General features: G+C 45.6%; 11 protein-coding genes. All 11 read right to left on the reverse strand.

Going from position 1 to position 13,661, the window contains the following annotated elements:
* Nucleotides 1-165: 165 nt before the first annotated feature.
* A complete protein-coding gene (locus BS617_RS10445) occupies nucleotides 166-2,580 on the reverse strand; it encodes a DNA polymerase II (RefSeq protein WP_075172746.1) in 2,415 nt (804 codons plus the stop codon).
* 140 nt (nucleotides 2,581-2,720) lie between these two features.
* Entirely contained in the window at nucleotides 2,721-3,665 is a 945-nt protein-coding gene (locus tag BS617_RS10450) for a bile acid:sodium symporter family protein (protein ID WP_075172747.1), read from the reverse strand.
* 180 nt (nucleotides 3,666-3,845) lie between these two features.
* On the reverse strand, nucleotides 3,846-4,841 hold the full coding sequence (mvaD, locus tag BS617_RS10455) for a diphosphomevalonate decarboxylase (RefSeq protein WP_075172748.1): 996 nt from the start codon (nucleotides 4,839-4,841) through the stop codon (nucleotides 3,846-3,848).
* Nucleotides 4,831-5,769, reverse strand: a complete 939-nt coding sequence (gene mvk, locus BS617_RS10460) for a mevalonate kinase (protein ID WP_075172749.1) — start codon at nucleotides 5,767-5,769, stop codon at nucleotides 4,831-4,833. The genes mvaD and mvk overlap by 11 nt, the downstream gene beginning before the upstream one ends.
* Nucleotides 5,756-6,820, reverse strand: coding sequence for a mevalonate kinase family protein (locus tag BS617_RS10465; protein ID WP_075172750.1), 1,065 nt, complete (start codon nucleotides 6,818-6,820; stop codon nucleotides 5,756-5,758). The genes mvk and BS617_RS10465 overlap by 14 nt, the downstream gene beginning before the upstream one ends.
* On the reverse strand, nucleotides 6,820-7,992 hold the full coding sequence (locus BS617_RS10470) for a hydroxymethylglutaryl-CoA synthase (RefSeq protein WP_075172751.1): 1,173 nt from the start codon (nucleotides 7,990-7,992) through the stop codon (nucleotides 6,820-6,822). Before BS617_RS10470 ends, BS617_RS10465 begins: the two co-directional genes overlap by 1 nt.
* A gap of 15 nt (nucleotides 7,993-8,007) precedes the next feature.
* On the reverse strand, nucleotides 8,008-9,039 hold the full coding sequence (fni, locus tag BS617_RS10475; protein WP_075172752.1) for a type 2 isopentenyl-diphosphate Delta-isomerase: 1,032 nt from the start codon (nucleotides 9,037-9,039) through the stop codon (nucleotides 8,008-8,010).
* Nucleotides 9,036-10,073 (reverse strand): hydroxymethylglutaryl-CoA reductase, encoded by a 1,038-nt coding sequence (locus tag BS617_RS10480; RefSeq protein WP_075172753.1) that lies wholly within the window; start codon nucleotides 10,071-10,073, stop codon nucleotides 9,036-9,038. Before BS617_RS10480 ends, fni begins: the two co-directional genes overlap by 4 nt.
* Nucleotides 10,074-10,191: 118 nt before the next feature.
* Nucleotides 10,192-11,520 carry a TolC family outer membrane protein gene (locus BS617_RS10485; protein WP_083610000.1) on the reverse strand — a complete coding sequence of 443 codons (1,329 nt, stop codon included), beginning with the start codon at nucleotides 11,518-11,520 and terminating at the stop codon, nucleotides 10,192-10,194.
* 23 nt (nucleotides 11,521-11,543) lie between these two features.
* A complete protein-coding gene (locus tag BS617_RS10490; protein WP_075172754.1) occupies nucleotides 11,544-12,173 on the reverse strand; it encodes a response regulator transcription factor in 630 nt (209 codons plus the stop codon).
* A gap of 142 nt (nucleotides 12,174-12,315) precedes the next feature.
* Complete coding sequence (locus tag BS617_RS10495) at nucleotides 12,316-13,647, reverse strand: HlyD family type I secretion periplasmic adaptor subunit (protein WP_075172755.1); 1,332 nt, start codon at nucleotides 13,645-13,647, stop codon at nucleotides 12,316-12,318.
* Nucleotides 13,648-13,661 lie beyond the last annotated feature (14 nt).

Here is a 13,661-nt window from a genome sequence, read left to right on the forward strand (position 1 = left end):
CATCTGTAAAGGGATATCTGATCATTTTTTATACATTGCAGTTCGAACCTGATTCTAAAAAATACGCCGTAAAAACATACTGATAGGGATGTATATTTTAGTAGATAACGATTAAAACCCATTACCCAACTTCCCTTCATGCCACCTGCGCGGCGACATCATTATTTAAGAAAACAAATCGACTTGCTGGGAAGTAAGTGCTTCAAAGCTGTCATCCAAAAAGCACAGAATCCCATCAACAACGGGCATAATTTGCTTTTCTATATAATGCTCGTAATCAATAGCCGAGCGTCGATATTCAACGGGTTCTGGGCCATTGACCGTCATAATATAGCTCACATGCATGCCAGGCTGATACAAAACGGGCCTTTCATACTTACTTTGCTCGGCTTCAGCTTTCAGTGCCGCTTGTACATGCGGAGGTTTCATACGGATATAATCACTAAGCGGCTGGCGTAGGCGGCGTCGATAAACCAATTGGTCATCTAACTCAGACGCTCGTAGTTGTTTGATCAGCATTTGAATGTATTCTTTATAAGGCTGATCACGAAATACTGCTTCGTACAATGTGCGTTGTAACTCGCGTGCTAAAGGAGTCCAGTCGGAGCGAACATTTTCCAGCCCTTTAAAAACCATGTGAGTATCGCCATTTGTGGAGCGCAACAAACCGGCATAGCGTTTTTTACTACCTTTTTCAGAGTGACGCATGCGCGGCATGAGAAAACGGCTGTAATGCGTTTCATACTCTAGCTCTAAATGACTTTCTATACGGAAACGTGACTGAACCTGTTCTGACCACCAAGCATTCAAGTACACCGCCAGCTCGTTGCCTTTGTCGGCAGCCTCTTCTTCTTTGCAAGCATCATCTAACAGAACAAAGACAGAGTCCGTATCTCCATAGATAACTTGATAGCCAAACGCCTGCTCTATTTCATCGCGGGTTTGCTGCAGAATTTGATGGCCACGCAATGTAATTGAACCGGCTAGGCGTTGATCAAAAAAGCGACACACATTAGAACCCAGCACACCATAAAACGCGTTCATGATAATTTTTATGGCTTGGGACAGTGGTTTGTTCTCACGCTTTTTAGCTTGATCGCGCGCCGCCCACAACTCTTCAATAATGGTGGGTAATATAGATGGGTTTCGACTAAAAACCGCTTGATTAAAACCTGGCACAAGCCCTGTGTCATCAGACGAAGCTTTAAGACCTTCAGCTAAGCCACATGGGTCTACTTTAAATGTACGGATGATACTGGGGTACAGACTCTTAAAGTCGAGCACCAACACATTTCGATACAAGCCAGGCAAAGACTCCATAACAAAGCCGCCCGGCGCATCCAGCCCACTCGCACCACTAGCATATTCGGGGCCTACATACCCATGTCGATGCAACCGTGGTAAGTACTGAAAATCGAAAGCAGCCGCTGAGCCTCCCACTTTATCCAACGACAGGCCAGTCAACCGAGTCCGCTCTATTAGGTATTCAATAAGACGCGTTTCAACAAAAATATCCCAAACCAACTTACAATCTTCTAAGTTATAGCGCGCTAATGCGGGTTGATCTTCACGGTATAAGCGCTGAATCTCCTCGCCTCTGTCATTAGGATGCGTTATCAGCTTACCCCGTTTAAATAGGCTCTGAGCGACAGATTCGAGGCTATAACTTTCAAAATGAAACGTCGCGTTTTTTAACGTATCAATTCCATCTAGGACATTGCGCCCTTCTATTCTGGCATACCATTTCCCTTGCCCTGACTGCACGACCTGCAAAGGTTGTTGATCTCGCCCGATGGTTAACGGCACTTTCAATGCCTGAGCCCGCTGGGCCAAAACTTTAAAATCGAAACCAACTACGTTCCAACCAATCAACAAATCAGGATCAATGTTTTTTACTAACTCCACCCAAGCTTTAAGTAATGTGCGCTCATCAGGGAAATAGCGGATGAGTTCTGTGTTGTTACCAACCCCTCTCATTAATACCACTCGCTCGAGGAGGCAAGATTGAGTCACGCCTCCATCACTATCTAATGAGATAGCGTCTGAGTTTGGAGAATAGATCGCTTGATAGCAGCCAATTGAATGAATCAGATCTGCTCGCATGGTGGTTTCGATGTCGACAGACAAAACGGTTAAAGAGGGTTTGTAATCCGTCGGGCGCAGCTTAGGGGGTAATCCGGGTTGTAGAAACACCTCTACACCGCCAAAGATAAAACGCTCCATTAAGTAACGATCTACTGGGCGGATATCTTCTTCCATCATGGCGATAGCGTGTCGTGTAAGCCGCTCTATGATCTCGCGCTGTATTCGAAGAGAGCGCGTATATAACCCGTGCACGCCTTTATAATTCAAATCCGTTAACGAGAGCTTTTTAAGCCGCCACCCCTTCAAGCCTCTACAGATCAAGCGAATATCGTCCACATTCTCATCGCAGACAAAAAAAACCGTTTCCTGGTGATCAATAGATATCAACGATACTCCGGCGTCATGACGAACCCAGTAACGAAGTTGGAGCGTATGGTTTTGATCTTGCTGATGGCGGGCAATAATAAAGCCACGTATAGCGGTAACAGCGGTCACTGTGGAGTCGATCTCTCGTTAATTATCCAATACTCCATATGACACCCAGCCGTAATCATTATATGGAGAGTGGTATAGCCTACAAAAAAACGGGCCATCAGACCCGTTTTTTATATGGATTTTGTCCAAACAACGCTTAGTTAGCTTGTTACATCACTTTTTGAAGCGTTGGTTTCTGGCGTCTCAACTAGAGGGCGTCGGCTCCAATAACTCGCCAATAAAGAGCCGGAAATATTGTGCCAAACACTAAACACCGTGCCAGGAAGCGCGGCCATTGGCGTAAAGAACTTAATAGCCAAAGCAGCGGCAAGCCCAGAGTTTTGTAGGCCTACTTCAAATGCAATTGTACGGCATACACGGGCATCGAAGCCTAAAAGAAAGGTTACCCAATAGCCTAGCACCAAACCAATGGTGTTATGCAAAACAACAGCCGCAGCAACGACTAAGCCAATATCAGCCAACTTAGGCGCACTTAGCGCGACCACTATTGCAATGATAAGTACAATGGCAAACATAGACACATAGGGGAAAGCAGGTTCTGATTTTTTAACCACACCAGGAAGAAATGTATTAATCAACACTCCTAAACCGACCGGAATTAACACAATTTTTACTAAGCTCAACAACATACCCGCTACAGGCACATCAACGCTTTGGCCGATCATCAAAGAGACTAGTACCGGTGTTAGCACAACACCTAACAAGGTTGATATAGCTGTCATTGATATGGATAACGCCGTGTCTCCTTTCGCTAGATAGCACATTACATTAGACGAGGTTCCACCGGCTACGCTCCCTACCAGCAACATACCTACCGTCAAATCACTATCAAAGCCCCACACAGTAGCAACAGCATAAGCCGCGACAGGCATGACTAAAAATTGAAGCGCCACACCCACTACAACAGCACTCTTCTTTTGCAAAACACGCTTAAAGTCAGAAAGGCTCAAGGTTAAGCCCATTGCCAACATAATAAGGGTTAGCAAAGGAACGATATAAGCTTTTAAGTCAACGAATAAGGCTGGTAGAAAGAATGCAACAACCGATAATAAAACAGCCCATAAAGGGAATAGCTGGATAACCATAATAGAACTCCATTAGGTTGTACTCATTAAAGGCTGGCGGGCCTTTTTATTCAGCGCTCTGCGCTTGAGTACTGTAGTTATTATTGCCCTTGCCCATACAGCAGAGGGCTCGGGATTGTATAGGAATGGAGTTCTAATTAACTAGTTGGGAAATATGTTTTGCACTGAGCGCAATAACCATCAGCTCGCAAATGGTGCTACAACTTCCATATCGTTGAAAACAGCTTTAATTGCAGCCTCTTGATCAGCCTCGAAAAGCAGCTTTATATTGGGGCCTGCATCCATCGTTAAATAGACAGATACACCTTGCTCCCTAAGCCCCCAAACGTTCTGCATAACCGCAACCGAAGCCGGCTGCCAATAAAGCAACGGTGGCCATGAGGCGATCATGGTGGCGTGCATCGACATAGCATTATGCTCAGCCGTCATGCCTAAGGCATCTATATCCTTATCCGCAATTGCTTGGCGTAGTTTTTGAATATCCATAGCTGCTTGCATGGGCCAGCTTTGGTAAAGATGAGCCGTTTCAACAGTACGCTTCATCCCCGAACGTGAATCTACCGCTTTCTCACCCGTTTCAACTTTCACTAAGCCTACCCGCAAATCGGGCCAACTAGCCTCTAAAGCAATGCCATGGCTGTCCATACCATCTTCTAGCTGCCCCATTTCCCATTCAACAAAACCATCGAATAATGAGCGACACGCGCTACCGCTTCCCATGCGGGCAAAAGCAGACAACACATCTATTGGCAAATTGAGATTAGCAAATTCATTTATCGCTTTAGTGAGCGCGGCGAAACCCGATGCCGAAGAGGCTAAGCCTGCGGCGGTTGGTATGTTATTGGTGGTATTTATTTCGATGGGTAGAATTTGATCCCGTCTAAAAAGATCCCAAAATGCAATGGCTTTGGCGGCAAAGGGAGAGTCTAACGCTTGCTCCTTACCGTTAAGCAGCACTTTATCCTCACCGGAATCCGATAAGGCTAAACGCGTATGTGTCCCTAAATGCCCTAGCGAGATTGAAAGACTTGAGTTAACAGGCAAATTGAGGGCGTTATCGCGCTTTCCCCAATACTTACATAAAGCAATATTGCTGGGAGCAAAAGCTTCGGCCGAAGGTTTAACCTGCAAGGTCTCTGGTAAATAACGAGCAACCACTTCTGCTTTAGACAACATCACACTGTGTTCCTTTTTTACTAATGGCAACAGGAATCTCTTCGTATTTATCAGCCAAGGCCTGCGGTAAATCTGAGGTTCTACCCAACGTAATGACACAGTCCCCCAAGCCTGATCCTGATATCTTTGCACCCCAAACATTATCACACCCGCGCAGGGTATAAATAATGTCACACAGGGAGTGGTCACTCACACCAAGAGCATCCAGTAAGCCTTGGTATATGTTCATAAGCGCACCAAGCTGGTCCCATGCCTGTACTTGAATCGCCTGTTCGGCTTGCTCACTGGTATCATTCATTAAACGATAGATCTGCCGGTAAAGATCAGGAAACTCATTGGCCTTACGCTCTACTATTTTTAGCACATCAGGCGTACGTGTTTTATAGCCACAATAAAATAATGATATGGGAGGCAGTCCCGACAGCGGCATCACTTCTCGGGGCTCAACGGTATAAGCAATTAAGCCTCCATAGACACTGGCTGCTAGGTCTGTACCTGATCCTCGCCCTTGCACGCCATGAACCACCGAAAGAGCGCGCTCAAACAACGCAAATGAATCCAGCTCGTCACCCGCATATTTTGCTAACACAGCCACAACAGATGCTGTTACCGCTGCTGAGGAACCCAACCCAACCGTATGTGAAAACTCTGATTCAATCGTTAAGTCGAACCCCGAAGGCAGTGTTGCTGCTACCTGTTGTATAGCGTATAGAACAAAGCTAAGTTGTGGCTCAGGCGTTAGCTGATCCAGAGAAGATTCATACGAAGCCAGCGCTGACGAGATACTGACTTGCTTATCTTTGCGCGGAGCGAGGCTAACGTAAATTCTTTTATCAACCGCGCAAGCAATAGCCCTGTGCCCGAATAAAACCGCATGCTCGCCCATCACCATAATACTACCCGGCGCTGATGCCTTAATCACCGACATAACAGGCTCCTTGGCTATCTTGCTCCACCGCTCCCCACGTATAACCTGGGAATTGCGACATGACTTGTGACATGGCTTGCTCATCTGGCTGATACGCTATCACCAAACCACCTGCATCCCCTCTGGTTGCCCCAGCTCCGCTGATTTTCGCAGCACCGCCGTCTGCTTCTATTGACTCAATAAGCAATGAAGCGGAATGAGGCACTACACCTATACGTTGCAACAAACGATGATTCTCTTTTATCAAATCAATATGAGGGTTGCGCGTTTTACTGGCATTACAATCGCCCACGCAGTCCACAAAGCCTCGGGTAATCGCAGCAAAAGCGTTCCAAAGCGCCGTATCGTCTTCAAAATGTTCTCTAACCGACTGCACGCACTCTCCGGTACTTACGGTTGGGGAGCCCGTAAATATCCAATACCAATGCGCCCCTAAATGCTGATCGATACTAGCCACTTTACCCGCTTGGATATGATTCAGGCCTCCATAAGTAACCGTTGCGGCATCAATTGCACTACCACGGCCATGTTGGAGGCGCTCACAAAAGCGAATCATTTCAAAACGCTGATCTAAGGTCAGAGGCTTGTCCAATAGATGCTCGAACAACACCAAAGTAGCGGCAATAGCAGAAGCCGATGACCCCATACCAGCCCCTAAAGGAAGATCACTTTCACTCAACAAGCGACCCGGCATAGGCAGATAACTCGTTGACGAGACACGACCGGGTACAGGTAAATGATGCATAAGCGTAGTCATAGCGTACACCAACAAATCATCTGGTTGGCTCATTATGCCACGCACCGGCAAATCGCCTTTTAAAAACTGCTCAAAGCGATTGTCTAACTTATGCTTTAGATGGCTGAGTGCATGCAAAGGATAGTGCATACCTGATGAGATACCCGCAAACAGAGTGTTAATCGTTTTACTCTCTGTTACGGGCTTAAAGCTAACATAGGTATGCTTTTTGATCGCTACTGCCAATGCAGGAGCGCCATAAACGACCGAGTGCTCCCCACTGAGAATCACCTTGCCTGGCGCACGAGCTTGCATTAGAGCGCTACATATTCACGTTTATGATGTGAGATCGATGCCAAACGAAAACGTCCCTTGGTTGACACCGGAATGACATGTTCACCACCGTCCGTTGGATCTGGTGCGTGATATAAATGAATATACTCTTCATAGCTTAGCGGCTGTCGTGCTTGCAATAATGCCGCATGGTCAGCCGTGAACAAATGCGCTTCATAGCCAGACACTACTTTACCGGAAAAATACTCGGCCACACTGCCTGAGCCATAACTAAAGAAACCTATACGCTGACCGGCTAAATTTTCAGCAGAATTTTCTAGCAATGAGGCCAAACCAATATACATGGACGCCGTGTAGCTGTTACCGATGATCCGGTTATATACAAGGGTGTCAGCAATTTGTGCTTCTAGCTGCTCTGGCGTTAGCGTCGTTTTATTCACTTTCGCGAGATGCTGATGCGCTTTTTGCGCCATTCGACTAAACGGCAAATGATAACAAAAGTGGCTAAAGTCATTAAAATTTAACGAACTAACCGCTTGGAAGTTTTCCCATGCGCGCTTTAATGATCGTAGATAAATTTTGGTCGAGTACTTACCGTCTACTAACGCTGTTTTTCGGTAGTTAGGCCGCCAAAAATCCATTACGTCTTCGACATGATTGCCCACTTCTGGATCAATCTCGACTAACCGAGGGTTAGCCGTCACCAACATAGCCACAGCGCCACAACCTTGTGTAGCCTCGCCCGGCGTGTTTAGCTCATAACGAGCAATATCCGACGCTATGACCAACACTTTCTTTTCTGGTTGCCGAGCGACAAGTGCACATGCCATTTGCAATGCAGCCGTTGCGCTGAAGCATGCTTGCTTAAGCTCAACTACACGACAGTTATTTGATAAACCCAATAACCGATGTACATAAATACCAGCGGCCTTCGATTGATCAATCCCCGTTTCCGTGGCGAATAACAAACTAGAAATAGCAGCCGAATCATCCCCTTGTACAAGAGGGTAAGCGGCCTCAGCAGCCATCGTTACGATATCTTCATCGTGGGCGGCCATACCCATTTTTTCTTGGCCGATCCCTTCATAGTACTTATTCGGATCGGTTTCTTGGTGCTCAGCCAAGCTTCTCAAATCAAAAAAATGATTTGAGGTATGGAAACTAATTTGATCTATACCAACAACTGATGACATATCTATCTCTGTTCCTTAACGCTCTTCAAGGATCAATTGTTCATTCCCAAACAGCGAAACTACATCCGGCATTCCCAGCAAAAACATAGCTGTGACAAACTCTTTTCTTAGACGCTCAATCACAGTGATAACCGCCTCTGCTGATTCCATTGCCGGCTTTAAAAACGGTGCCGCAGCGCCACATAAAGAGGCGCCGAGTATAACAGACTTCACCATATCAATCCCATCTCTGAGACCACCACTTGATATCAAAGTCGCTCTATCTAAATAGGGTTTTGCCATCCGCAGGGCAACAGGGGTTGGAACCCCCCAGTCCTGAAACGTATACCCTAATCCATCACCTGTACTTTGCCGGCGATGCTGTTCAATACGACTCCAAGATGTCCCACCGGTGCCAGCCACATCAAAATGGCGTACCCCCGATTGTAGACCAAGCTCAATATCTGCCGGCATTAACCCCGAACCAACTTCTTTTAACAGTACTGGAACATCTAAATTTGCAACAACGTCGGCCACTAAACGGGCAATATTTGCAAAGTTAGTATCCCCTTCAGGCTGAACGGCTTCTTGAAGAGGGTTTAGGTGCAAATACAATGCATCGGCTTGCAACACATCAACAGCCGCTTGGCACTGTTGCGCGCTAAACCCATAATTTAATTGCACTGCCCCAACGTTAGCAATTAAGGGAGTCGTAGGGGCATATTTACGTAAATCAAAACTCTCAGCCGCTTCAGGATCCGAAAACATAACCCGCTGCGAACCCACCGCTAACGCTACTTGGCAATGTTCAGCTGCCACGGCCAAATTTCGATTAATCGTACGCACGAGCTCATGATTTCCTCCCGTCATAGACGATATTAACAACGGGAAACTAAGGCGTTTACCTAAAAATTCAATACTCGTGTCCACAGCGGACAAGTCTATTTCGGGAAACCCACGATGAATGAGCCTAATGCGATCAAAATACCTACCATTACGCTCGATATCGGGGTCTACATCAAACGCCCTGATATGCTCTATTTTACGATCATTCGTCTGATCGATCATTGACGCTCCAATTTAATATGGGCTTCCATCAGCTCGCCAGGATTAGTTTGAGCAGCTAAAAGAGAAAGCTCGCCACATAACACAGTAGCAGCACAAATCGCGGCTAACCGGCGTGAGTTTTCACCTGGCTCGCGCGCTTCTTTGCAGCCTAGCTTTGTCAAATTTTCTTCAACGAAAGTTAGCCCTTTACCATTACCTACTGTACCAACAATAAGATTAGGCAAGGTGCAAGAAAAATACAGATCGTCATCGCGTACTTCTGCGTGCACAACACCTTGTGAACCTTCGATGATATTAGCAGCATCTTGACCGGTCGCTAAATAGAAAGCTAACAGCATATTGGCATAGTGAGCATTCGCACTGCGCAATCCACCAGCAATCATAGTGCCGATCAAGTTTTTCTTGATATTCAGATCAACTATTTTTTCTGGCGTTGTTAGCAGGCGTCTTTCACACAGTTCACGCGGAATAACAATCTCCGAGATCACATTTTTGCCACGCCCCAAAATACCATTAACGGCCGTTGCCTTCTTATCAGAACAATAGTTGCCAGAAATGGATGAATAACGTAACTCAGGATATGCCTCTAACACCCAAGGAATTATCCGATCAGCCGCATTGGTTACCATGTTGTGGCCAGAAGCATCACCGGTTTTGAACTCAAACCTTAGATAAATTAGGTTACCAACAATCTGGCTGTGTATATCTAATAAAACAGCAAAGCGGCTAGAACCAGATACCACCGCCTGAATTTCAGGCTGGCGAGCTTTAATAGACTCTACCGCCTGAAATGCTTCAAATGCATCATTAGCTTCCAGCAGGATAGAGCGCGACATACGCTCATCCACAATAGTTGTTTTAATCCCATCGGTTAAAGACGAAACACGCGCTCCGCGCCCTACCGAGTGCCACAAAGGAGTCTCATATGTTGCCAAAGGCACACTGATTTTTTCGTTAAGGATGTGACCCGAGATCTTAATTGGCCCCACCCAACGCATAGGCACGGGGGCTTGTAAAATTTTATGTGCTTTCATACGATCCTTTGGAAACGAAAAAGGGTTGCTAGCCAGCAACCCTTTCTTTGAATACAGGCCGCGAGATTTTATCGGGCGTGCCTGATTAATGCAAACGGCGACAAAAGCCGTGCTGTGATTATTTCAAATCAGTGCGGTAATCGCTAAACTCCGTTGACGCTAATGGAGCCACATCAACTTGCAACATATCTAAAATCTCACCCATACCACTAAGCAAGCGATATTGTGCAATTACAAAATCGTATTTTGCAGATATGTAAGCATTTTTAGAGGAGAACACTTCATTTTCAGTATCCAGTAAGTCAAGCAGAGAACGCTGACCTATATTGAACTGCTTGAAGTATGAATCACGTGTTTGCGTACTCGCTACTACGTGCTTCTCTAAGTACTCTAATTGACGTTTAAGGATCTCATAGGCTCCCCACGACAACTCGATACTCTCTAGCGTTTGACGCTTAGCACTGGCTTGGATCTCACGCGCTTCATTAATTTGATGGTGCGTTTGACGCACACGCGCTTTGTCTGAACCGCCGTTGTATAAGTTGTAGCGTAATCGGAACATCGCTGTTAGATCTTCATTGTCACCACGAACACCATCAATGTTGTTGTTCCAGTTCCGATCCACTTCAAAGTTCAACGTTGGATACAATAGACTGCGCGCGGATTCATACTGTGCACGAGCCGCTTCCACGTCCGAATCGGCAAGCAGAATTGTTGGGTGCTTTTCTAGGGCACGCTTAACAGCTTCGTCCGAGGTAGCCGGCATAATTGCTTGATCAACTAGCGGAAAATCCATCACTTCCGGAGCCACTTCTCCGGTAACACGCTGAAACGTAGCCTCTGCATCAAGCAGATTATTTTCAGCGGTTAACACATTAACCTCAGCCAAAGCCAAACGACCTTCGGCTTGCTGGTTAGATGCCAACGTTCCTAAACCTGACTCCGTGCGTCGTTTGATTTGATCGTAAACCCGCACATGGTTGTAAAGCGTTTCTTTTGCTTGGCTCAGCAACTCTTTGCGCTTTAGTACTTCTAAATAAGCACGAGATGACTCTAAAGCCGTCTCTTCAGCAACCTCACGTAAACGGTGGTTGCTTGATTCTAATCTTGCGGAGTGGCGATCGACTTCACTATCAGTCAAAAAGCCATCAAATAGCATTTGGTCAATACTAAAACTGGCTTCCCTTCGCTTAAGCTCTACATCATCAATGGATACTGTATCTGTCCACTCGTAACCAATGCCAGCGGCTATATCAATACGCGGGTAAAAACCACCTTTTGCCTGGTTAATCTCTTCATAAATTGCATTACGCGCATTCATGACAGATTTCACATCAGGATTAGATAGCACTGCTTGAGTCACCACTTGATCAAGCTCTACAGCTTGAACGGGCAAGACAAAACTCATGCCAACAGCTAGTGCTAATAACGTCCTTTTAACGACCACTTCTGCTCCCCCAGCAAATCCAATCAGGCAACCCTATTGGAGAATTTAACAATTAATGAAACTCGATCTTTACTTTGTGTTTTACGCAAGATTGAAGCCACATGAGCCTTGACCGTCCGCTCTGTGATGCTTAAATCTCTCGCTATTTCTTTGTTAGCCGCACCTGTCAAAACTGCACGCATAACCATTTCTTCTCGGCGAGTTAGGCGATTGTACACATCATTGAGCGCAGCGCCTTCATTTTTTAAGCCAGGTCTGTCACTCAAATATTGATTCAGTAAAAGTTTAGTAATTGATGGACCCGCCCAAATATCATTTCGGGCGACGACATCAAACAATTCTTCACACAAACTCTCGGTCGTATACGTGTTTATATATCCGCGACAACCTGCTTCAAGGCATTTCAACCCTTCTGAATCGCTAGGAACATCAGAAAAAGCGATCCATTTAATGCGCGAATATACATTAAGATAGTGGCCAACTTCACCCGCAGTTAACGAAGCTAAATGGAGTAAACCAATCCCTTCTAACTTATCTGCATTTACATGCGACAAATCTAAGCTCAATTTTTCACACGTGTGCTGTGTATTACCGGCTATCAATGTCCAACGCGCAATGACTTTAGCATTGTCGCTTACAATGAACAGCTTCATCTTAACGCCCCATTAATATAACGCTTTTTGTATCCATTCGCACACAAAAAGACCATGTAGACCAACTTTAAACATAGACTAGATAACAATATAGTTCATTACTCAGTAATACGTCGGCCGCGCACAGGATAACCTTATGGACTTAACGCTCAGTTAATGCTTTTTGTTTTGCCTTAAGAATTGGCTTTAATATGTAATCCATTACCGTTTTCTCACCCGTAAGGATATCGACAGACACCGTCATACCACTCATTAGTGGCAGTTGAGTACCGTCTGATTCGATAAAAGGAGAATCCGTTTTTAACCTCACTATGTAGTGCGGCTCTTGTTCTTCATCGAGCACGGTACTTGGCGAGACGAAGGTTACTTGGGCTTCTGCACCACCATAAATACTAAAATCATAAGCGGATACTTTTACTATCGCTTTTTGACCGGGTCTTACCTGAGCGATATCAGAAGGTCTAATTTTGGCTTCAACTAACAAGGTGTCTTCCCACGGGACAATATTTATAATTTCATCCCCAGGCTGCACAACTCCGTCGATTGTATTGACCAATAGCTGTTTAACCGTACCTTTCACAGGAGATCTCACCTCTGTTCGGGTTATTCGGTCTTGCATGCCTTCCAACGTTTCTTTAATTCGCGCCGCTTCAGATAACGTCTCGTTGAGCTCAGCTCGCGCCAAACTAACAAATTGGAATTGAGCTTCCGATAACTTTTGCTCTGTTTCTTTAAGTGCCGACTCGATGCGAGGGATACTCAAACGAACACCTTCTCTTTCTCCTGCCAAGTCATTGACCTGACGCTGTAAACGAAGAAACTCTACTTCGGAAATCACACCTTCAGCAACGAGTGGCTGGGTAATTCGGAGTTCTTTATTGAGCAGGTTATAGCTACGTTGCAATTGTGTTTGTTTAGACTGCGCTTCGCGTAGTTCTTGCTTTTTCTGGGTGGTTTGTTGACCAAGGATATCCAATGTATTGCCCAGCTCTTGTCGACGAGCCATGTACAAGGTTTGTTCTTGATCTAACAACGATTGATACTCTTGCGGAAAATCATCAGGCGGAACAAAAGCCTCGCTGTTAGCTTCAGCTCGTAAGCGTGCCGCTTTTGCGAGCAGCTCTAACTGGCGAACACGACTTTCTTTGAAAGTACTCGCAAAACGTGTGTCATCAATTCGTAATAGGACTTGGCCTTTCTCAACCAAATCCCCTTCTTTAACAAGGATTTGGGAAACAATACCGCCCTCTAAGTTCTGAACAACTTGAAGCTGTTGCGACGGGATAATTTCACCCTCACCGCGACTAACTTCATCTAAAGTTGCCCAATTAGCCCAAATAATGGCAATGATAATAAATGCAAAAAATGCCCACAAAAGCACCTGAGCCCCTTTTGGGGTTTGCTCTAAAATGGCTTCACTGACACTCGACATATAAGTCAAGTCGTCCTTAGCAACCTTTTGATCTTCACTCATAATCACTTTCAACC

Source organism: Neptunomonas phycophila, assembly GCF_001922575.1.
GTDB lineage: Bacteria > Pseudomonadota > Gammaproteobacteria > Pseudomonadales > Balneatricaceae > Neptunomonas > Neptunomonas phycophila.

Excerpts from the sequence above, each read along its gene's own strand:
- BS617_RS10450 (WP_075172747.1), bottom strand. The coding sequence starts at position 3,665 with ATGGTTATCCAGCTATTCCCTTTATGGGCTGTTTTATTATCGGTTGTT.
- mvaD (WP_075172748.1), bottom strand. The coding sequence starts at position 4,841 with ATGTTGTCTAAAGCAGAAGTGGTTGCTCGTTATTTACCAGAGACCTTG.
- mvk (WP_075172749.1), bottom strand. The coding sequence starts at position 5,769 with ATGTCGGTGATTAAGGCATCAGCGCCGGGTAGTATTATGGTGATGGGC.
- BS617_RS10465 (WP_075172750.1), bottom strand. The coding sequence starts at position 6,820 with ATGCAAGCTCGTGCGCCAGGCAAGGTGATTCTCAGTGGGGAGCACTCG.
- BS617_RS10470 (WP_075172751.1), bottom strand. The coding sequence starts at position 7,992 with ATGTCATCAGTTGTTGGTATAGATCAAATTAGTTTCCATACCTCAAAT.
- fni (WP_075172752.1), bottom strand. The coding sequence starts at position 9,039 with ATGATCGATCAGACGAATGATCGTAAAATAGAGCATATCAGGGCGTTT.
- BS617_RS10480 (WP_075172753.1), bottom strand. The coding sequence starts at position 10,073 with ATGAAAGCACATAAAATTTTACAAGCCCCCGTGCCTATGCGTTGGGTG.
- BS617_RS10490 (WP_075172754.1), bottom strand. The coding sequence starts at position 12,173 with ATGAAGCTGTTCATTGTAAGCGACAATGCTAAAGTCATTGCGCGTTGG.
- BS617_RS10495 (WP_075172755.1), bottom strand. The coding sequence starts at position 13,647 with ATGAGTGAAGATCAAAAGGTTGCTAAGGACGACTTGACTTATATGTCG.